A 19125-nucleotide genomic window follows, 5' to 3' on the forward strand; every position below is an offset into this window, starting at 1 on the left:
GAGTGCAACGCATCTGGAGGAGGTGGCAACGATGGTGACTACAAAGCTGACGCAACCGTCGGTGCTGCTGACTGCTGCCTGCGCTCCGTCCGCTCTGAAGCCTGCCACTCCGGTATTGGCTGCAGCGTGGGCTCCGATTCCGCGGGTGCACCAGGTCCAGACCCAGGCCGAGCTGGCTCTGGTTGAGGGTCGCACCAACGGCGTCAATGGCACCACCGGGTTCATGGATCTCGGCAGCTCCGTCGACAGCAAGCGGTACTTCGACGAGCGCGGGATTCCGCCTCGAGGAAGGCCGGTCTGATCTATCAGACCTCCGGCTCACCTCGAGGCCGCGGAACCCGACAACCGGGATCCGCGGCCTATTTCTTTGCCGGCTTACCGCCGGTGCACCACCGGTAGGCGATCCAGAAGATCGACGAAGAAGAGAGAGGTGACCGGGCTTTATGAGTCTGGCGCTGGCCCCGATCGACGTGAGCGTCGAGATCGAGGCAAACCTGCCCTGTCGGAAGTTCGACCCGGACCTCTGGTTCTCGGACTCCCCGGCCCAGCTGGAACTGGCGAAGTCGCTCTGCGGGGACTGCCCGCTGCGCGTCGAGTGCCTGGCCGGTGCGGTCGAGCGGAACGAGCCCTGGGGTGTCTGGGGCGGCGAAATCTTCGAGCGTGGCGCTGTGGTCCCGCGCAAGCGGCCCCGCGGACGTCCGCGCAAGGCTGACGTGGCCCGCGACGCGGAGCTCGCGGTCGAGGTCGAGGAGCGGCTGGCCCGCGACGGCGTCGACTCCCGCAACGCGGTCCGACTGGCGGCCTGACAAGCACATGACCACCACCCTGATCCATCCCGACGTACGAAAGCCGAGTAGCGAAATGACCCTCAACGGAGCCCTGAAGGTAAAACTTCTCCACGAAGCGTTGTCCCGGGCCCGAACGCGTCGGCCTCAGAGTGACCGCACATCTGAGGCGTACCGTCCCGCTCGTCGAGTAGCCCTGGAAGCCCGCGCGCGGGCCTCCCGCGAACTCGGTGGCGGGCGCTACTGATCGACCACTGACCCCTTCGACAAGAGCCCGTCCGCGTCCCGCGGGCGGGCTCTTCCCGTTCTGGTCGGCTTATTCGGCGGACGAGAGGAAGACGCGGGCGGCGGCGGCCAGGCGGCCCGGGTCCTCGACGTGGCACATCTCGCGGGCCGAGTGCATCGAGAGCAGCGGCGTGCCGACGTCGAGGGTCGGGATGCCGAGGCGGGTCGCGGTGATCGGGCCGATCGTCGAACCGCACGGGACCGCGTTGTTGGAGACGAACTCCTGGTAGGGCACGCCGGCGGCGGCGCAGACGCGGGCGAAGAACGCGGCACCGGAAGCGTCGGTGGTGTAGCGCTGGTTCGCGTTGATCTTCAGGAGCGGGCCGCCGCCCGGCACCGGCCGGTTGGCCGGGTCGTGACGGTCGCTGCGGTGCGGGTGGACGGCGTGCCCGGCATCCGACGACAGGCACCACGAGCCGGCCACCGCGCGGGCCAGCTCACTGCGGTCCCCGCCGAGCGCGGCCGAGACGCGTTCCAGCACGTCGGCCAGGAACGGGCCGGCCGCGCCGGAACGGCTCTCCGACCCGACCTCCTCGTGGTCGAAGGAGGCCAGCACCGCGATCGAGCCGGTCGGCTCGGCCGCCAGCAGGCCGGCCAGCCCGGCGTGCACCGAGGAGAGGTTGTCCAGCCGGGCCGAGGCGAACAGCGCATCGTCAGCGCCGAACCGGGCCGGGGCCGCGGAGTCGACCGTCACCACGTCGTACCCGCCGACCTGGTCCGGATCGATCCCGGCCAGCTTCGCCAGGTGGCCGACCAGATCGCCGTCGCCCGGGCCGCCCACCCCGAAGACCGGCTGCACGTCGCGCTGCCGGTCGGGCCCGAACGACGTGTTCAGCTCCCGGTCGAGGTGGATCGCGAGGTGCGGGATGCGGGCGTACGGGCCGGTACGGATCAGGTGGGCCGTGCCGTCGAGGGCGACCAGGCGGCCCGCGAACTCCAGCTCACGGTCGAACCAGCTGGCGACGATCGGACCGCCGTACACCTCGACGCCGGCCGCCAGCCAGCCGGAAGCGGACAGCGTCGGCCGGGGCTTGAGCTTGAAGCCGGGCGAGTCGGTGTGCGCGCCGAGGACGCGGAACGGGGTCGTCGGGCCGGCGCCGGACGGCAGCGCAAGCGCGACCACCGAGCCCTCCCGGACCACGACCAGCCGCGCGCCGGGCCGCACGGCCCCGCGCCAGTCGGCGGTCTCGTCGAGCGGGACGTATCCCGCCTCGCCGAGCCGGCGGGCCACCTCGGCCGCCGCATGGTAGGAGCTGGGGGATGCGGTGACGAAGGCAGCCAGGTCATCGATGTGGGAGGGCGCGTCCATTCCCCCATCGAATCATGGGAAGCGGTCCCCTAGCTGACCGGTGCGAAGCCCGGCAGCCACTCCTCGAGAATCGAACGGTAGGGCGCCTCGGCCTCGAGCTGGCACAGCACCCCGATCGAGCCGAGCGTGACCCGGTGGATCAGCAGGTAGGAGGGCGGGAGGTTGAGTTTGCGGCTCAACTGGTACGCCGGGGAGCGCGGGCTGCTCAGCCGGGTCGCCTCGCCGCGCAGCCAGGCCCGCGTGAAGCGGAACTCGTCGACCGCCACCGGCTCGATCATCGGTCGGAGGAACGCCAGCACCGCCTCGGCGTCGATCTCCGCGTCGGCGGCGATGAAGCCCTCGTCGCGCAGACCCTCGACGACCCCTTGGGCGTCACCGTCGAGCGCCAGCCGCACCATCCGGCCGACCGGCTCCGGGTGCCCGCCGGGCAGCCGGGCCACCGCGCCGAAGTCGATCACGCCGAGCCTGCCGTCGGGCAGCATGCGGAAGTTGCCCGGATGCGGGTCGGCGTGCAACAGCCCGGCCCGGGCCGGGGCGGAGAAGTGCAGCAGGGCCATCAGGCGGCCGGCCTCGTCGCGTTCCTCAACCGTGCCATCGGTGATGACCTTGGCCAGCGGGGTGCCCTCGACCCACTCGGTGACCAGCACCCGGGGCGCCTCGGCGATCACCTGGGGCACGAAGATCTCCTCGTCCCCCGCGTACGCCGAGGCGAAGGCCCGCTGGGTCTCCGCCTCCATGGCGTAGTCGAGTTCCTCGGTGATCCGCTCCCGCAGCTCGGCCAGCAGCGGCTTGACGTCGATGCCGGGCTGGATGATCTTGAACATGCCGGCCATGCGACCCAGCTGCTTGAGGTCGGCCAGCAGAGCGTCGCCGGCACCCGGGTATTGCACCTTGACGGCGACCGGGATCGTCTTGGGTCTGGCGTTCTTGCGCGCCGGCTTCAGCTTCCAGGTGGCGCGGTGCACCTGACCGATGCTGGCGGCGGCGGCCGGGCTGTCGTCGAACTCACCGAACTTGTCACGCCAGTCGTCGCCCAGCTGCTCGGCCAGCGCCTTGTGCAGGCTGGCCACCGGCATCGGCGGGGCCGCCTCCTGCAGCTTGGTCAGCGCCTGACGGTAAGGCCCGGCCATCTCCTCGGGCAGCGCCGCCTCGAAAACCGACAGGGCCTGGCCGAACTTCATCGCCCCGCCCTTGAGCTGGCCGAGGACGCTGAACAGCTGCTCGGCCGTGCGCTGCTGGATGTCGGCGGAAATGACGTCGCTCGCGATCCCCACGGCGCGCTTGCCCAATCCGAGCGCGGTGCGTCCGGCGAAGCCGAGGGGCAGTGCCGCCAGCTTGGCCGTACGGGCCGCGGCACGACGCGGTATGTCGCTCACCCGATCATTGTGACCGAAGAATCGGCCATCATCCGCCCGGGTCGGCAAGGTCTGTCCGGTTTCATAGGTAAAGTCCAATCATTGCCACCGCGATCCTGGCCACTATGCCCTCCACGAGCCCCGGCGGCCGATGATCCGGGCTGCCGACCTCCGCATCGCTGACGGCACCGTCACCGCATGGCCGGATCTGATCAGCGCCGTCACCGTGCGCCCGCGTCTGGTCACCGCCGCCAACGCGGCCCGGTCTGCTCGGCGGCAGGTAGGCGGCCCGGATCTGCTCAGTGCTGGGAAGGCGGTCCGGGCTGGTTGGCGCTGGGGTGTGTCTCGGGGGCGCATCGGCAGGCGGGGTGCGGTGGCCAGCGGCGTCGGCGGGTGCGGCCGGGGGCGATGATCTCGACCGCGGCAGCCAGGGTCTGCGGATGGCCGCCGTCGAGGTGGGTCAGGACCTCGGCGGTCGCGAATGCGGTGGCGGCCAGGAGGGTGGCTACTGCGCAGGGCTCGACGGCCTCGAAGAGCGGTCGGCGCGGTGGGCCGGGCCAGGCCGGGTCACGGTCCTTGCGGTGAAGGTCGAGACAGCTCAGGCAGGGGCCGCCGGTGGCCGGGACGAACGGGCCGATCACCGGTGTGCCGTCGCGGATGGTTACGGCCAGGTGAGGCACGCCCGGCCTGCCGTAGTGGTCCAGCTGCACGACGACGGTCGTGGCGAGGCTGTGCTCGGGCGAGCTGGGGCGGCGTGCGGCTGAGTCACGTAGAGGCGAGCGCAGGTCGGCACGATCGCCTGTCGGCGCGGCGGGGGCGGCGGAGTCCGGTTCGAGTTGTGGGTGCGGGGCGAATTCGGGTTGGGGGTGCGTGGCGGGTTCGGGGTGGGGGTGCTCGTGGGGCGCGGTGGCCGCGCGTACGGAATGGGAGCGTAAGCCTGGTGCGGCGCGTAGGACGGCGTCGGAGATTGCCTTGCGCCGGGGCCGTCCGAGGTCGGTCCCGCGTAGCGGGCCGCCGGCCAGCTCGCCCGGGCCGACCGTGCCCGGAATGTCGGCCTCGACCTGGCCGACGCTGGCCTCCGCGAGAGCGACCGCGATCGGCGCGCCCAGCCGCCCATGGCCCGTGACGACGACCCGGCAGGCGGCGCGGCGGCCCAGGATGTCGGCCGGGCGCTTGCGGGCCATCGCGAGGGCGGCCGCCTCCCCGACCAGGCGGCGCCGCGACTCGGGCGGGAGACCGGTCGGTAGCAGGTCGGAGGCCGGGATGACCAGCCCGGCAGCCTGCAGCGCTTCGAGGAGAGCCCGCGCCTGATCGGCCGGAACGTCCAGCTCAGCGGCTCGCTGCAGCGCCGCTCGCTCGGATCGGGTGCCGTCGAGCAGGTCGAGGATCTGGGCCGCCCGGGGGTCGGCCAGCTCGATCGACAGCGCCCGGGACGGGTCGGAGCCGAACTGGATGTCGCGGGGGCCGCGCCAGGTGCGGGGGAGGCCGGGGATGACTACGGGACGGTTCACGGGTGACAGGTTGTCACGGCAGCGGTGCGGAGCGGATCGGTTGTCCACAGGGCGACGGTGCCGATGACGCCTGCTGTCCACAGGCTTGGTGGAGTTATCCACAGGCTGCGGCGGGCTGGCAATTACTCAACGTGTCCGAGTCGACACGGATACGGGTTCCCCCGGGGCGGTCACCCGCCCCGGGGAACGCGGATCAGGCCTTGGCCTTGCCCAGGATCCGGTTGACGGTGGTGCCGCAGACCGGGCACTTGCCCTTGGCCATGTTCATGCCGGTCTTCGAGACCTCCACCGTGCCCTGGAAGTCGCGCTTCTCCTTGCACTTGACGCAGTAGCCGTTGTACGTGTTGTCGGCCACGGTTCCTCCTATGTCATGTCGGCGGCCGGATCGGCCCGGTCCCTGCTCGCGGCGATGGGCCGCGATCTTCTGTTCGGCGCTGGACCGCTCCGCGACCACGTGGATGTGGCCGCCGCTCGGCGGTCACTACCCAGGTCAGGCCAGTTCCATGTCAGCGCAGCGTCGGCGGTGTCGCCGACGACGCTGAGTGTGCCGGGAGAAAAGGGCCTTTTCGTCCAATTAGCCCGAAACACGCCGACGATTGCCTTCAAAAAGGATCTTTTCCCTGTTTCAGGCAGGAACTTGCGCGGCGACGGGGCGTCGAGCGATGGTCGGTGTTGCGCGGCTGGAAATTTTTTTCGGTTATTCCGTGACGAAAAGCCCAAATCTGGCACGTGTCATCGGCCGTACTCTTGCGGTGACATGGGTCTCACGGATTAGCGTCTCAACGTGAACCCGAACCTGGGCTGCGCGAGCCGGTAATGGCACGGACGCGCAAGCCTGTCGTGGAAGTGCGGCGCAGCCAGCGCCGGCGTCGGACGGTGTCCGCGTACCGCGACGGTGAGCGCGTGGTCGTGCTCATCCCGGATCGGTTCTCCCGGGCCGAGGAGACCGAGTGGGTCGAGCGCATGCTCGCCCGGCTCGCCGCCCGCGAGGAACGCATCCGGCGCACCGACGAGGAACTGCTGGCCCGGGCGCGCCGCCTGACCAGCCGCTACCTTCCCGACTACGCGGTGCGCATAGTGCCGACCAGCGTCCGCTGGGTCACCAACCAGAACGGCCGCTGGGGCTCCTGCACGCCCGACGACGGCACGATCCGCATCTCGCACCGCATCCAGGAGATGCCCGACTGGGTCATCGACTACGTGCTCCTGCACGAACTGACCCACCTGATCGTGCCCAGCCACAACGCCCGGTTCTGGGACCTCGTCGGCCGCTATCCGAAGTCCGAGCGCGCCCGGGGATACCTCGAGGGCATCAGCGCGGCGACCGGGCTCGTCCTCGCCGACGACTAGAGTTCGGGCGTGGTCCGACGGGTCGTTGTTGCTCTGCTCGTTCCGGTGACGTGGAGTCCGCCCGGCGTGGCGCTCGACAAGTGGCGTGCCGCCCTGGCCGAAGACGTGGTCGACCTGCTCGCGCGCCTGTCCGCCGCCTCGCCGGCGATCGCCTGCGTCCCGGCCGACCGGGAGCTCGCCGAAGAGATCGCCTGGCCCGGCATGCCGGTGTGGGAGGTGTCGTCCGCCACGATCCGGCCGGTCTTCGCCGCGGCCGCCGCCGACGGGTTCGATCAGGCGGCGATCGTGGCGGCAGATGCACCGGACGTGCCGGGCATGGTGCTGGGGAAGCTGCTGCAGCCGTTGGATGCGAAGACGCTCGCGGTTGCGCCGGGTGGGGCCGACGGCGGGGCGCTCGGGGTGGCTGCGCGGTTGCCGCTCGAGCCGTGGGTGAGCGACGTGGGGCTCGACGAGGCGTCCGCTCAGGCGCTGCGGCGCGGGGCGCCGCAGCCTGCTGAGGTGACTACTACGGCCGCTTGGCGGCGGTTGAGGGGCGCGCAGGAGCTGGCGTCGCTCGACATGGGGCTGGAGGGCTGGGACAACACGCGAGCGGTGCTCGGCGGCTGATCTTCACGCTGGCTCGCGGGGGCGCCCCCCGGCTCAATTCTCTCGAAAAAATGAAGATCCCGGGGGTGCCTGTGGACAACCCTCCGGGGGCTGTCCACAGGCCCTGGCGTTACTCAGCGTCGGGGCCGGGCTCCTCGCCCTTTTCCTTCGGGGCCTCGCCCAGGTTGTCAAGCTCACTGATGTCCCAGTCGTTGCTCGTCTGAGCGAACGCCTGCGGGTTGGCGAAGTCGTCGTCGGTCGGCAGCAGGTCGGGGTGGCCCCACAGGGCGTCCCGTCCCTGGATGCCGCGGCTCTCGGTGACCGCCGCCCAGAGGGCGCCCGCCTCGCGCAGCCGCCGTGGCCGCAGCTCGAGGCCGACCAGCGCCGCGAACGTCTGCTCGGCCGGTCCGCCGGCCGCCCGGCGGCGCCGGAACGCCTCGCCGAGCTGCACCACCGACGGCAGCCGGTCGCCGGCCGCCGCGTCGACCACGTGGCCGACCCAGCCCTCGATCAGCGCGAGCGCCGTCTCGAGGCGGGCCAGGCTCGCCTTCTGCTGCGGGGTGTCCTCGGGGGTGAAGATGCCCTCGAGTGCCATCGCCTGCATCGACTCGGGGTCGTTCGGGTCGACCCGGCTCATCGCCTCCTCGATCGCCTCGCGGTTGACGGTGATGCCGTTCGCGTACGTCTCGACCGCCGTGAGCACGTGGGCCCGAAGCCACGGGACGTGCCCGAACAGCCGCTGGTGGGCCGCTTCGCGGAGAGCCACGTACAGGCGTACCTGATCTTCGGGGATCTCGAGGCCCTCGCCGTACGCCTTGATGTTGGCCGGGACGAGGGCGGCCGTGCCGCCCGGACCGAGCGGGAGGCCGATGTCGCCGGCCGAGAGCACCTCGGCCGCGAGCTGGCCGAGCGCCTGGCCGAGCTGGCCGCCGAAGAGTGCGCCGCCGAGGGTGGCGACCATCGACTGCATCGGGCCGAGCTGCGCCTTGGCCTCGTCGGGAACGAGGTCGCCCATCGCGCCGACCATCCGGCCGGCGATCGGGTCGCAGAGCTTCTTCCACACGTCGAGCGTGTTGTAGATCCACTCGTTGCGGTTCCAGGCCGCGGCGAGTTTGATGCCGCTCGGGAGCGCGGCGACGGGGTCGAGCCACAGGTCGGCGAGTCTCAGAGACTCCTCGACCTGATGCCGCTCGAACATGTTGACCGCGGGGTCACCGGAGCCGGACAGCTGGCTCGCCGCCACCTGGCGGGCGAGGTCCCAGTTGACCGGGCCGCTGCCGGGCGCGGCGAACATCTGCTGCAGCTGATTCATGAACTGCTGCATCTGCTGCGGGTCGGAGGGATCGGGCGGCTGAGCGCCCGGCAACGAGAAGCCGAACGGGATATCGGGCACGTACCCAACCGTACGCGCGAAAGGCGAGCTCCGGACCGATGGCGGTGTCAGCTCAGAGTGAACTCAGGCAGGGGCGATAGTCTCCTGCGCATGAGACGTCGCGGTGTCACGGTAATCCTCGGCGCCCTGCTCACCGCTCTGCTGGCAGTCGGTGTCATGGCCGCACCCCTGCCCTACGTGGTGCTCAAGCCCGGGCCGACGGTCAACACGCTTGGCACCGCCGACGGTAAGGACGTCATCCAGGTCAAGAAGGGCGAGACCTCCACCTCCACCGGACAACTGCGGCTGACCACGGTCAACGTGCAGTCGCAGGTGGAGCTGGTGTGGGCGATCGGCAGCTGGTTCAGCAAGAAGGACGCGGTCGTCCCGCGTGAGCTGATCTACCCGCCCAACCAGACCGAGAAACAGGTCGAGCAGGAGAACGCCCAGGAGTGGACCGCGTCGCAGCTCAGCGCGGTCACGGTCGCGCTGACCAAGCTCGGCTACCCGGTGCAGACGATCGTGCAGAGCGTCACCGGGGGCGGGGCGGCGACCGACCGGCTCCAAAAGGACGACGTGATCACCACGATCGACGGCAGCAAGGTGACCGACCCCAACAAGCTCACCCAGCTGGTGACGGCCAAGCCGGCCGGCACCGCGCTGACCGTGGGCTACACCCGGGCCGGCCGGCCCGGCACGACCCAGGTCACCACGAAAGCCGACACCAAGGACGGCAAGACGCCCCGGCTGGGGGTTCAGATCACCACGAAACAGCCCAGCCCGTACGAGATCCACATCGATCTCGACAAGATCGGTGGGCCGAGCGCGGGGCTGATGTTCACGCTCGGCATTCTGGACAAGCTTGAGCCGGCGGATCTCACCGGCGGCAAGATCATCGCTGGAACGGGCACGATCGACGACGGGGGCAATGTCGGCCCGATCGGCGGTATTCCGCAGAAACTGGTCGGGGCGAAGAGCGCCGGCGCACAAATTTTCCTGGTGCCCAAAGACAATTGCGCCGAGGCATTGCAGAACGCGGTTCCCGGTCTGCCGATGGCCGAGGTGGCAAACGTGGACGACGCTCTCACCGCGCTCAAGACCTTCACCGGCGGCGGCACTCCCAAGCCGTGCTCGGCGTCGTGACAGGTGTCGTAGTGTGAGAACTTCGGCCCGACTGAAGTGTGGAGCCAACGTTGGTCATGCGTAACAGTCCTCTGCCGAGGATGAGCCGCCGCGGTCGCGTCACCGTCGGCGTCCTGGTCGGGGTCTTCCTCTTATTCACGCTGCTCGGCTGGGGCATCGACGCGTACACCGACTATCTCTGGTTCAACGAAGTCCATTTCACGAATGTCTTCTCCGGTGTTCTGCTGACCCGGCTGCTTCTGTTCGTCGTGATCGGCGTGGCCGTTGCGCTGATCATCGCCGCGAATCTTTACCTGGCCTACCGCCTGCGGCCGCTGCTGCGCCCGCACTCCGCGGAACAGGCCACTCTCGAGCGCTACCGCATGGTCATCGGCCCCCGGCTCGGCACCTGGATCACCGTCCTCACGGTGATCATCGGGTTCTTCGCCGGCCTTTCCGGGCAGGGCCGGTGGAAAGACTGGATGCTGTTCCGCAACGCGGTGCCGTTCGGTGTCAAGGACCCGCAATTCCATGTGGACATCTCGTTCTACGTCTTCGACTACCCGGTCTGGCGCTACCTGCTAGGGGTCGGATTCACCGCGATCGTCCTGTCGGTGATCGGTTCGCTGGCCGTCCACTACCTCTTCGGCGGTGTGCGGCTGCAGGGCGTCGGCGACCGCATGACCACGGCCGCCCGGGCCCACCTGACCACGCTGGTCGCGGTCTTCGTGCTACTCAAGGCCGTGGCGTACGTGCTCGACCGACGTGCGCTCCTGCTCGCCCAGCACGTGTCGCCCGGCCTCTACGGCGCCGGCTACACCGACGTCAACGCGCTGCTGCCGGCCAAGGAGATCCTGGCCTACATCTCGATCGTGGTCGCGGTGGCGATCATCGTGTTCTCCAACGCCGGCATGCGCAACCTGGTCTGGCCGGGGGTCTCCCTCGCGCTCTTGGCCATCTCGGCGGTCGCGATCGGCGGCATCTACCCGCTCGCGGTGCAGAACTTCGAGGTCAAGCCCAGCCTGGCCGACAAAGAGGCGCCGTACATCCAGAAGTCGATCGACGCCACCCGGGCCGCCTTCAACCTCGGGACGTCGTCACCCCCGGTGCAGGCCAAAACCAACAACTTCACCCCGAAACCCACGCTCGCGACGAACGCGAGCGCCCAGAACGTACGCATCGTCGACCCGCAACTGGTCTCGCAGGCCTTCACCCAGGCCCAGCAGTACCGGGGCTTCTACGACTTCGGCAAGAAACTGGACGTCGACCGCTACACCCTCGCCGGGGCCCAGACGCCCAGCGACTACGTCGTCGGCGTGCGGGAGATGAACGACGACAAGCTGACCACCCAACAGCGCAACTGGATCAACCGGCACACGGTCTACACCCACGGCTACGGCCTGGTCGCGGCGCCGGCCAACAAGGTGGTCTGCAACGGCCTGCCGTACTTCGTCTCCGGCTTCCTGACCAACAACCAGCCGTCGGCCAGCACGCCGACGCCCGGCGACACCCAGCAGGGCTGCTCGTCACCGACCGACGAGATCCCGGTCGACCACCCGCAGATCTACTTCGGCGAGGAATCCGCCGAGTACGCGGTCGTCGGTCAGACCGACTCCAACAAGCGGGTCGAGTTCGACCGGCCGGCCACCGACTCGACCAGCCCGGCGGGCGGCAACAGCAGTAACAAATCGGAGGCCGGAGAGTACTCGACCTACGAAGGCAAGGGCGGCGTGCCGATCGGCTCGTTCTTCCGCCGGCTGGTCTTCTCGGTCAAGAACGCGGACAGCAACTTCCTGCTCTCCGACGCGATCAACAAGGACTCCAAGCTGATGTACATCCGGGACCCGCGTTCCCGGGTGGAAAAGGTGGCGCCGTTCCTCACCATCGACGGCGACCCCTACCCGGCGGTCGTCAACCACCGCATCGTGTGGATCCTCGACGGCTACACGACCGCGTCGACGTACCCGTACTCCCAGAAGATCAACCTGGCCACCGAGACGCGCGACGAACTCACCGGGCAGGGGCAGTTCGCCCTCGACCGCGACGACGTCAACTACATGCGCAACTCGGTGAAGGCGACCGTCGACGCCTATGACGGCACGGTCAAGCTCTACCAGTTCGACGAGCAGGACCCGGTGCTCAAGGCCTGGAACAAGGCGTTCGGCGGGCACCTGATCATCCCGAAGGCCCAGATCCCGACCGACCTGGCCCAGCACTTCCGCTACCCGCAGGACATGTTCAAGGTGCAGCGGAACCTGCTTACCAAGTTCCACGTCACCGACCCGCACGCGTTCTTCTCCGGCCAGGACTTCTGGCAGGTGCCGAACGCGCCGGACAACCCGCAGAGCAACGTGCGGCAACCCCCCTATTACCTGAACGTCCAGCTGCCCGAGCAGAGCGGGCCGACGTTCCAGCTCACGGCGGCCGTCACGCCGTACAACCGGGAAAATCTGGCCGCATTGGTCAGCGGTTACTACGACGACAAGGACGATCCGCACCTACAGATAACCGAAGTGCCCGACCAGACGGTCACACCCGGCCCGGTCCAGGTTCATCAGAAAATGAACAACAACACGGCGGTGCGGACCGACCTACTCGGGTTGCTGTCCAACAGCAGCCAATCCCAGCTGCAGGTGCTCTACGGCAACCTCATCACGCTGCCGGTCGACAACGGCATCCTGTACGTCGAACCCGTCTACGTGAAATCCGGCAATCAGGAGACGGCGGCTCCGCTGCTCCAGAAGGTCCTGATGTCGTACGGCGACGGCGGCACGTACGTGGTGCTCGCCAACAACCTGCAGGACGGTCTGGTCGCCCTCGGTAAACAGGCGGGCACCAACCCGAGCGGCGGGACCAGCCCACCGCCGACCCAGCCGACCACACCACCGGCCAACGTCAGCGGCCAGCTCGCCGACGCGGCCGCCAAACTGCAAACGGCCATCGAGAACGTGCGCAGCGCCCAGAAATCGGGCAACTTCACGAAATATGGGCAGGCGTTACAGGACCTCGACCAGGCCATGACCAACTTCCAGAACGCGCAGAAGGCCGCCGGCCAGTCCACGACCGGACCGACGGTCACCCCCTCCGCAAGCACGCCGGCGACCCCCGCGGCGCCGGCCTCCGGAAGCCCGTCACCCACCCCCAGCGGCTAGAAACCCCAGGTCAGGTGGCCCGCCGACGGCGGGCCACCGGCCGTACGGGGGTCGCTTTGCAGGTATCGGGCGCCTTGCGCTAGTGTTAACAGGCCGACGCGGGGTGGAGCAGCTCGGTAGCTCGCTGGGCTCATAACCCAGAGGTCGCAGGTTCAAATCCTGTCCCCGCTACAAAGTTGGGAAGTCCCTGTCCGCGGAATGCGCGGACGGGGACTTTTCGCATTTCCCCTGGGGGCCGAGCCCCCAGACCCCGCGTTGCGGTGGTTGCGGTTGGTGGGGCGCTTGCGGTTGGTGGGGCGCTTGCGGTTGGTGGGGCGCTTGCGGTTGCGGTTGGTGGGGTGGTTGCGGTTAGCCCTCGCTTCGGTGGTTGTGGTTGGTGGGGTGGGCCGTCCCTCGGGGGTGTGGGTTTGTCGCTGTTGGGCAGGTGGGGGATACGCTGCGGGGTGGTGCCTACAGTGGAGGTCGCGGTCGTGGAGCGTCGGAGTGCAGCGGGGATTGACACGACTACGGCGCATCCGGCTCGGCGATATAACTATCTGCTCGGCGGCAAAGACAACTTTCAGGCTGACCGGGAGTCGGGAGATGAGCTGGCGCGGCTCAATCCGGCGATCAAGGTTGCGGCGCTGGAGAACCGGGCGTTTCTGCAGCGGGCCGTGGGGTTCCTGGCCGAGCAGGGTGTTCGGCAGTTCGTCGACATCGGCACGGGGCTGCCCACCGCGGACAACACGCATGAGGTCGCGCAGCGGGTCGCGCCCGAGGCGCGCATCGTTTATGTCGACAACGATCCGCTCGTGCTGGTGCACGCCCGGGCGTTGCTGACCAGCACTGCTGAAGGGCGCACCGCCTACCTTGAGGCCGACGTGCGCGAACCGGCGAAGATTCTCGGCGATCCGGCTCTGCGGGAGATCCTCGACCTCACGCAGCCGGTCGGCCTGGTCCTGTTGTCGGTCCTGCCGTTCGTGGCCGGTGACAACGTGGCCGGGCCGATCGTGCGGACCCTGCTCGACGCTCTGCCCTCGGGCAGCTATCTGGTGCTCTCGCACGCCACCTTCGACACGCTCGACCCCGAGGTGGCGAGCAAGTACTGGGAGATGTTCCACGCCGGCAAGTCCGACATCTGGCCGCGCACCGAGGCCGAGTTCCGCGAGCTGTTCGCCGGCCTCGAACTGGTCGAGCCCGGCGTGGTGCAGGTGCACGAGTGGCGGCCCCGGCCGGACGCGACCCCGCGGGCGGCCAAGGAGATCAACAACTGGGGTGCCGTCGGCCGCAAGCCCTAGGAGCGGGTCGCGGTCCTGCGGGCGAACTTGGTCGCGTACATCGCGTCGTCGGCGCCGCGCAGGACGGTGTCCGCATCCATGTCCGGGGTTGCCCGCACCACGCCGACGCTGACGCCGACCGCGGCCGCCTCGCCAGCCACGACGAACGGTTTGTCGAAGGCGTGCTCGATGCGGCCGGGCAGGCCGTCGGCGTCGCCGGGGCAGAGGACGACGAACTCGTCGCCGCCGTAACGGGCCAGCAGGTCGCCCTCGCGGACACAGGCCAGCATCCGCGCCGACACCTGCTGCAGCAGGTCGTCGCCGGCTAGGTGGCCGAGCCGGTCGTTGACGGCCTTGAAGCCGTCCAGATCGCAGAACAGGACCGTCGGGGCGGCGCCGGGCTCGGCCAGCGTGCTCTCCAACCGGTCCAGCAGCCGCGTCCGGTTGGGCAGTCCGGTCAGCGCGTCGTGGCCGGCCTGGTGCGCAAACGCCCGCTCGGCCCGTTCCCGCTGGGCCGACAAGGCGCCGATCCGGACCATGACCAGCGGCAGGATCACCGACGTGCCGACCGCCAGCATGACCATGTCGACGGTGCGGCCGGTCAGCTGGTCGACGGCGGCGGCGATCGGCGTGATCCCGATGGCGGCGCCGAGGAAGATGAGGCGTGCGGTGGTGAGCCGGTCGCGGACCGGTGGTCCGGCCCGCAGGGCGATGTCGATCGACGGGTCGGCGACCGCGGCGCCGGTCACCGCGTACGCGATCAGGTAGACCGCATCCGACCACGCCGGCCGGGCCAGCACGGAGGTGGTGTGGGCCACGGCCTGGCCCAGGTTGGCGATCAGCGACAGCACGAGGATGCCGATGAACGCGCGCAGCGCGACGATCGGCCGGTCGCTGATCATCTCGACCCGGATCAGCGCACCGAGCGAGCCGGCGAGGGACAGCAGCATGAACAGCGCCGCCGCCTGCTGGCCGGTCGGAAACCGGATCGCCACGAGCAGGGGGTGCAGCAGCAGCGTCCAGAGGACACCGACCAGGCCGATGCCGATGATCGCGGCGTCCAGCACACCGCCGATGTCTCCGCGGCCTCGCAGCCACACCAGTCGCAGCGCGGCCAGCAGCAACAGCAGCGCCCCGCCGACGATGAACAGCACGCTGGCCTGGCTTGCGCTGGTGGTGAAGGCGAGCTGGACCGCCTCGAACAGGCTGCCCATGTTGATCGCGAGTAGGCCGGCGAAGACGAGAATCGGCGCCAGCCGGTCCCGTCCCGGAACCGTACGCAGCCCTCGCCACGACGGGATCAGGGAACTGGCGCCGACCAGCAGATATCCGAACGGGCGCAGCGTGTGCGGGAGCTGGACCGCGACGATCGCGCCGACGGTCGCCACGAGCACGTAGACACTCAGCAGCAACCTTCTCCGGCCCACATCTACCGTCACGGTCGGTTCCCATCGGACGGACAGCCGCGTCCCTGCACCCGGCAACCGAAAAGCACCCGAAGCGCAACGGCCGGACGATGCCGAACCGCTCGAGGAGGCCGGGGTGGATCTTTACACGTACGCGCGGCCCCGCTTCGGGCGCGGGGGTGGTGATTCGGGCACGGATTGCTCCTACTCCGACGAATGAGAACCGGTCGGCGAGCAGCGTAGGCGTGTTTCCGTTCGTACTCCTAAGCCCTTAAGAAGGTCCTGAAGCGCCTTTGGTGATAACAGTTTTCCCGGTCCCTGATCCCCGCCATCTGGGATTTGTCGCGACAAGGCAGAGCGGCGCCCGGAAGGCTGGACCGATGACGACATATGCGGTGCGGGCGGCACGAGCTGAGGACGCCGAGGCGGTCGCGCTTCTGCACGCCGACAGCTGGCGCCGGCACTATCGGGGCGCCTACGCCGACTCGTTCCTCGACGGCGATCTCGAGGCCGACCGGCGGAAGGTCTGGGTGGCCCGGCTGGCCGGTCCCGGCCGCAGCGCAACCCTGCTCGCCGAGGACGACCGGGGTCTGGCCGGCTTCATCCACGTCGTGTTGGACGACGACCCCCGCTGGGGCAGCCTGATCGACAATCTGCACGTGCGGGCCGACCTTCACCGCACCGGCCTCGGGACCACGCTGGTCCGCGAGGGCGGCCGGGCCGTGCTGGCCGGAACCGACCGCGAAGCCGTCTATCTGTGGGTGCTGGAGCAGAACACGGCGGCCCAGGCCTTCTACCGCAGGCGGGGAGCGACTCCGGCGGAGCGTTGCCCCTGCCGGCCGCCGGGCATTGCGACGAACGGCGCTCCGTACAAGCTCCGCATGGTCTGGCCGGACGCCGCCGAACTCGTCGGCGGGGTTTGATTTCGGGGCCGACGAGCGGGAGACCCGCGGGCGTCGCCTGGACCTTCGGCCTGGACGCCGGCGAATACCATCCGATGATCCAGACATAGGCAGGGTGTCGTGCATCGGCGAAGGTTCGTGGTGGTTGGGGTCATCGTGCTGCTGGCCGCGCTGGTCAGCGCGCCGTGGGTGGCCGTCGAGGTGGCCGCCCACGGGCACGTGCACCAACCCGGCGACGCGCCGGAGGCCGACGTCGTGATCGTTCTCGGCACCCAGGTGGTGTCCGGGCAGCCGGGCGACCGGCTGGCCGGGCGGCTGCAGACCGCGGCCGCGCTGGTCCGCGACGGCCGCGCCCACCGGGTGCTGGTGTCCGGCGACGGCCACGGCCTGTCCGGCGACGAGCCCGCCGCGATGACCGACTACCTGGTCGCCCGGGGCGTCGACCGGTCGGCGGTGACCGCCGACCCGTACGGGCTCGATACGTACGACTCGTGCGCGCGGGCCCATCAGGTGTACGGCATCGATCGCGCGCTGATCGTCACCCAGCCGTACCACCTGGCGCGGGCGGTGACGCTGTGCCGGCATCTGGGCGTGGACGCCGAGGGCGTCTATGCCGCCTGTGACGGCTGCTCGTCGGCGACGCTGGCCCGCGAGCACGTCCGGGATTTCTTCGCGGCCGGCAAGGCGGTCTGGGACCTGGTGCGGAAGCGGCCGCCCGCGGTGACCTCGCCGGCCGGCCTGGCGGTTCGCCGAAACCGTCCACATTGACCGGACATCAGACATCCAACCCGAACAACGACCCGCTGTGCACCGGCGTCTCGGTGCAGGTGACCTACAACGGCAGGACGATCACGGTGCCGGTCAAGGACAAGTGCCCGTCCTGCGACGCCACGCACATCGACCTCAGCCAGGCGGCCTTCGGCCAGTTCGCCTCCACCGATCCGGCCACGACGCCCGGCGTGCTGAACGTGACCTGGCAGTTCGTCAGCAACAATGGCGGCGGCACCACGCCGCCGGCGAACCGGACCGGGCCGATCAACTCGGCCGCGCGCGAGTTGGTGAACCCGCAGTCCGGCAAGTGCCTCGACCTCACCGGGAACAGCTCCGCGGACTTCACCACGGTCCAGCTGTGGGCCTGCACCGGAGCCGCCAGCCAGAAGTGGAACGTCCCCGCCTGACCGGACCGCAGGGCGTGACCTTCGTCTATGGTTGCGCCATGCGCCGACGGACCATGCTGGCGGCTGCGGCGGCGGGCATGACCGTCGGCGGCTGCACTGCCGCGCCGGCCCACCCGCCGGCCCACCCGCCGGCCCACCCGCCGGCCCCGGCACGGCCGGAACGGCAGCCCGGGATCGTGACGCCACCACCCGGGTTCCTGGCACTGGTCGCCCTGGACGTGACCGCGGCTGGTCCGGCCGCCCCGCTGGCGTCACTGACCGACCGGATCTCGCGCGTGCACGGCGCGGGGGCGGCCACGGTCACGCTCGCGGTGGGTGCGTCCCTGTTCGACGAGCGGTTCGGCCTGTCCGGCCTGCGTCCCGCGGGTCTCGCGGCCATGCCGTCCTTTCCCAGCGACGTGCTCGATGCCGGCCGCTGTCACGGTGACCTGTTGCTGCAGGTGTGCGCGGACCGGGCCGAGGAGGCCACGACCGTCGCCGACGACCTGGTCGCCGCGGCCGCCGGGGCGGTACGTATCCGCTGGCGCACCAACGGTTTCCGGGCCGAGAACACGGTGACGCCGGCCGGCCGGCCCAGCACGCGCAACCTGTTCGGGTTCCGCGAGGGGGCCGGCAACCCCGACCCCGGCGACGATGCACTGATGGAGCGGTTGGTGTGGGCGGGCGGGGGCACCTACCAGGTCGTCCGGCTGATCAGGTTTGCGGTCGGGTTGTGGAATCGCGACCCGGTGACCCGGCAGGAGGAGATGATCGGCCGGCACCGGGCCGACGGCACGCCCCTGGCCGGTGGGGCCGAGGACGCCGACTTCTCCTACGCCGGCGACCCGGACGGGCAGGTCACGCCGCTGGACGCGCACATACGCCGGGCCAACCCCCGCACTGCCGACAGCCGGGAGCACCGCATTCTGCGGCGCGGTTACTCGTACGGCGCGGGGGCCGACCAGGGGTTGATCTTCATCTGTTTCCAGCGCGACATCGAGGCGGGTTTCGCGACCGTGCAGCGCCGCCTCGACGGTGAGACGTTGCAGCGGTACGTGCTGCCGTTCGGTGGTGGCTACTACTTCGTGCCGCCATCGGTGGCGGCGCTGCACGCGACGGTGCTCACGAAGGGCTGATCAGCCTCCGGGCCGCCCGCAGCCGCACCACCGCGTCGGCACCCGAGCGCTGCACCGCCAGCAGGTGCCTGGGCACCTGGTCGCCGCGGGCCCGCGTCTCCTCGATCGCCACCATGACCTCGTCCGAGATGCTGATCAGGTGTGCCTCGACCGCGCTCAACTCGGCCAGCGGCGGCGGCGCGACCCGGGTGCGCCGTCCGGCGCGGGCTCGTTGCCAGGACGGCCGCAGCTCGCCGGCGTCGACGCCGACCTGCTCGCAGAGCGTTGCCACCACGGTCCACGGCGGCACCGCCCGGCCGGTCAGATAGCGGGACAGTGCCGAGTCGCTGGCGAAGGTGACGGCCTGCAGCTCTCGTAGCGTCAGACCGGATCGCGCGCGCAGATCACGAAGCCGGGCCGCGAATTCCCCGCGCTGGGCAGTGTCGTCCATCGTGCCTCCCCC

The 19125-nt window shown here is 69.9% G+C and carries 18 protein-coding genes and 1 tRNA gene; 12 read left to right on the forward strand and 7 right to left on the reverse strand.

Annotation, left to right across the window (positions count from 1 at the left end; all coding sequences use genetic code 11):
* Positions 1-145 precede the first annotated feature (145 nt).
* Positions 146-301 carry a hypothetical protein gene (locus ACIA5C_RS35955; protein WP_396063114.1) on the forward strand — a complete coding sequence of 52 codons (156 nt, stop codon included), beginning with the start codon at positions 146-148 and terminating at the stop codon, positions 299-301.
* A 142-nt stretch (positions 302-443) separates the two neighbouring features.
* A complete protein-coding gene (locus ACIA5C_RS35960; RefSeq protein ID WP_396063116.1) occupies positions 444-806 on the forward strand; it encodes a WhiB family transcriptional regulator in 363 nt (120 codons plus the stop codon).
* Between the two features lie 295 nt (positions 807-1101).
* Here the strand turns inward: ACIA5C_RS35960 and ACIA5C_RS35965 are convergent, their stop codons facing one another.
* The 4 genes from ACIA5C_RS35965 to ACIA5C_RS35980 form a co-directional block, all read right to left on the reverse strand.
* A complete protein-coding gene (locus tag ACIA5C_RS35965) occupies positions 1102-2379 on the reverse strand; it encodes a M18 family aminopeptidase (RefSeq protein WP_396063118.1) in 1278 nt (425 codons plus the stop codon).
* 29 nt (positions 2380-2408) lie between these two features.
* Complete coding sequence (locus ACIA5C_RS35970) at positions 2409-3755, reverse strand: ABC1 kinase family protein (protein WP_396063120.1); 1347 nt, start codon at positions 3753-3755, stop codon at positions 2409-2411.
* 278 nt (positions 3756-4033) lie between these two features.
* Positions 4034-5245: a hypothetical protein gene (locus tag ACIA5C_RS35975; protein ID WP_396063122.1), complete on the reverse strand. Its 1212-nt coding sequence runs from the start codon at positions 5243-5245 to the stop codon at positions 4034-4036.
* A 193-nt stretch (positions 5246-5438) separates the two neighbouring features.
* Complete coding sequence (locus ACIA5C_RS35980; RefSeq protein ID WP_015625326.1) at positions 5439-5600, reverse strand: DUF5679 domain-containing protein; 162 nt, start codon at positions 5598-5600, stop codon at positions 5439-5441.
* Positions 5601-6061: 461 nt separating this feature from the next.
* Here ACIA5C_RS35980 and ACIA5C_RS35985 point away from each other — a divergent pair, with 461 nt between their 5' ends.
* Both ACIA5C_RS35985 and ACIA5C_RS35990 read left to right on the forward strand, forming a co-directional pair.
* A complete protein-coding gene (locus tag ACIA5C_RS35985) occupies positions 6062-6595 on the forward strand; it encodes a M48 family metallopeptidase (RefSeq protein WP_396063124.1) in 534 nt (177 codons plus the stop codon).
* Between the two features lie 9 nt (positions 6596-6604).
* Positions 6605-7201, forward strand: coding sequence for a hypothetical protein (locus ACIA5C_RS35990; protein ID WP_396063126.1), 597 nt, complete (start codon positions 6605-6607; stop codon positions 7199-7201).
* 109 nt (positions 7202-7310) lie between these two features.
* On the opposite strand, the gene ACIA5C_RS35995 is transcribed toward ACIA5C_RS35990, so the two are convergent.
* A complete protein-coding gene (locus ACIA5C_RS35995; protein ID WP_396063128.1) occupies positions 7311-8573 on the reverse strand; it encodes a zinc-dependent metalloprotease in 1263 nt (420 codons plus the stop codon).
* 90 nt (positions 8574-8663) lie between these two features.
* Between ACIA5C_RS35995 and ACIA5C_RS36000 the strand changes: the two genes are divergently transcribed.
* The 4 genes from ACIA5C_RS36000 (at position 8664) to ACIA5C_RS36015 (ending at position 14103) form a co-directional block, all read left to right on the forward strand.
* On the forward strand, positions 8664-9695 hold the full coding sequence (locus ACIA5C_RS36000; protein ID WP_396063130.1) for a PDZ domain-containing protein: 1032 nt from the start codon (positions 8664-8666) through the stop codon (positions 9693-9695).
* 80 nt (positions 9696-9775) lie between these two features.
* Positions 9776-12826, forward strand: coding sequence for a UPF0182 family protein (locus tag ACIA5C_RS36005; protein ID WP_396063132.1), 3051 nt, complete (start codon positions 9776-9778; stop codon positions 12824-12826).
* 97 nt (positions 12827-12923) lie between these two features.
* Positions 12924-12997 (forward strand) — tRNA-Met (locus ACIA5C_RS36010).
* Positions 12998-13272: 275 nt separating this feature from the next.
* Positions 13273-14103, forward strand: a complete 831-nt coding sequence (locus tag ACIA5C_RS36015) for an SAM-dependent methyltransferase (RefSeq protein ID WP_396063134.1) — start codon at positions 13273-13275, stop codon at positions 14101-14103.
* Here the strand turns inward: ACIA5C_RS36015 and ACIA5C_RS36020 are convergent.
* Entirely contained in the window at positions 14100-15521 is a 1422-nt protein-coding gene (locus ACIA5C_RS36020) for a diguanylate cyclase domain-containing protein (RefSeq protein ID WP_396063136.1), read from the reverse strand. The genes ACIA5C_RS36015 and ACIA5C_RS36020 overlap by 4 nt on opposite strands.
* 347 nt (positions 15522-15868) lie before the next feature.
* On the opposite strand from ACIA5C_RS36020, the gene ACIA5C_RS36025 reads away from it, so the two are divergent.
* The 4 genes from ACIA5C_RS36025 (at position 15869) to ACIA5C_RS36040 (ending at position 18683) form a co-directional block, all read left to right on the forward strand.
* Complete coding sequence (locus tag ACIA5C_RS36025) at positions 15869-16411, forward strand: GNAT family N-acetyltransferase (RefSeq protein WP_396063138.1); 543 nt, start codon at positions 15869-15871, stop codon at positions 16409-16411.
* A 99-nt stretch (positions 16412-16510) separates the two neighbouring features.
* Entirely contained in the window at positions 16511-17158 is a 648-nt protein-coding gene (locus ACIA5C_RS36030) for a vancomycin high temperature exclusion protein (RefSeq protein WP_396063140.1), read from the forward strand.
* Positions 17155-17568 (forward strand): RlpA-like double-psi beta-barrel domain-containing protein, encoded by a 414-nt coding sequence (locus ACIA5C_RS36035; RefSeq protein WP_396063142.1) that lies wholly within the window; start codon positions 17155-17157, stop codon positions 17566-17568. Before ACIA5C_RS36030 ends, ACIA5C_RS36035 begins: the two co-directional genes overlap by 4 nt.
* A 38-nt stretch (positions 17569-17606) precedes the next feature.
* Entirely contained in the window at positions 17607-18683 is a 1077-nt protein-coding gene (locus ACIA5C_RS36040; RefSeq protein WP_396063144.1) for a Dyp-type peroxidase, read from the forward strand.
* Here ACIA5C_RS36040 and ACIA5C_RS36045 read toward each other — a convergent pair.
* Positions 18670-19113 carry a helix-turn-helix domain-containing protein gene (locus ACIA5C_RS36045; protein ID WP_396063146.1) on the reverse strand — a complete coding sequence of 148 codons (444 nt, stop codon included), beginning with the start codon at positions 19111-19113 and terminating at the stop codon, positions 18670-18672. The two genes, ACIA5C_RS36040 and ACIA5C_RS36045, sit on opposite strands and share 14 nt — an antisense overlap.
* Between the last annotated feature and the right edge of the window lie 12 nt (positions 19114-19125).

The organism is Actinoplanes sp. NPDC051343, from assembly GCF_044455125.1.
Classification (GTDB): Bacteria; Actinomycetota; Actinomycetes; order Mycobacteriales; family Micromonosporaceae; genus Actinoplanes.

Coding starts and splice junctions, on each gene's coding strand:
- ACIA5C_RS36005 (WP_396063132.1), top strand. CDS start 9,776: ATGAGCCGCCGCGGTCGCGTCACCGTCGGCGTCCTGGTCGGGGTCTTC.
- ACIA5C_RS35965 (WP_396063118.1), bottom strand. CDS start 2,379: ATGGACGCGCCCTCCCACATCGATGACCTGGCTGCCTTCGTCACCGCA.
- ACIA5C_RS36025 (WP_396063138.1), top strand. CDS start 15,869: ATGACGACATATGCGGTGCGGGCGGCACGAGCTGAGGACGCCGAGGCG.
- ACIA5C_RS36040 (WP_396063144.1), top strand. CDS start 17,607: ATGCGCCGACGGACCATGCTGGCGGCTGCGGCGGCGGGCATGACCGTC.
- ACIA5C_RS35960 (WP_396063116.1), top strand. CDS start 444: ATGAGTCTGGCGCTGGCCCCGATCGACGTGAGCGTCGAGATCGAGGCA.
- ACIA5C_RS36045 (WP_396063146.1), bottom strand. CDS start 19,113: ATGGACGACACTGCCCAGCGCGGGGAATTCGCGGCCCGGCTTCGTGAT.
- ACIA5C_RS35985 (WP_396063124.1), top strand. CDS start 6,062: ATGGCACGGACGCGCAAGCCTGTCGTGGAAGTGCGGCGCAGCCAGCGC.
- ACIA5C_RS36000 (WP_396063130.1), top strand. CDS start 8,664: ATGAGACGTCGCGGTGTCACGGTAATCCTCGGCGCCCTGCTCACCGCT.